This window comes from Bacteroides sp. RTP31139st1_H2_RTP31139_211217, from assembly GCF_040227615.1.
GTDB classification, from domain to species: Bacteria; Bacteroidota; Bacteroidia; order Bacteroidales; family Bacteroidaceae; genus Bacteroides; species Bacteroides uniformis.
Map to the genome: position 1 here is coordinate 480 of NZ_JBCNZM010000315.1, position 567 is coordinate 1,046.

Genomic DNA, 567 nt, shown 5'->3' on the forward strand with positions numbered 1-567 from the left:
GTCCAATGTCCGGCAGATGTCCCTTACTTGTGCGGCGTTGAATCCAAGCGGATGCAGAATTTCAAATAAGACCGTTTCCGGTGCCGCTTCTTGCCTCAGGGCGCCGATACTTATGCCTTCCGGTGTCTTGACTCGCAGTTTGGCTTCTTCTATACCTATATTATATATAGAGGCGGCATCGTCCAGATGCTCTGCCGTTTTGAGGATGCTTTCCTTGACGGAGGGGTTTATCTCCTGCATCATGGGAAGCAGGTTCAAGCGTATTTTGTTGCGGGTATATTCGTCCTGCAGATTGGTGCTGTCCGTCACGTAGGCTTGCCCGATACTTTCCAGATAACCGACGATTTCCTTTCTGTCCAGGCAGAGCAAGGGGCGGACTATATGTCCGTTTCGGGGGCGTATGCCCCGCAACCCGTTGATGCCGGTACCGCGAATCAGATTGAGCAGCAATGTCTCTACACTGTCATCTTGATGGTGGGCGACGGCAATGACAGCTGCACTGCATGCTTCCCTTGTTTTTTCGAACCACGCGTAGCGCAATTCCCTTGCAGCCATTTCGATGGAGAT

The 567-nt window shown here is 52.0% G+C and carries 1 pseudogene; it reads right to left on the reverse strand.

From position 1 onward, the window contains the following. Positions 1 to 303: 303 nt before the first annotated feature. Positions 304 to 567, reverse strand: a pseudogene (locus tag ABUA47_RS24475) (ATP-binding protein); the annotation flags it as partial.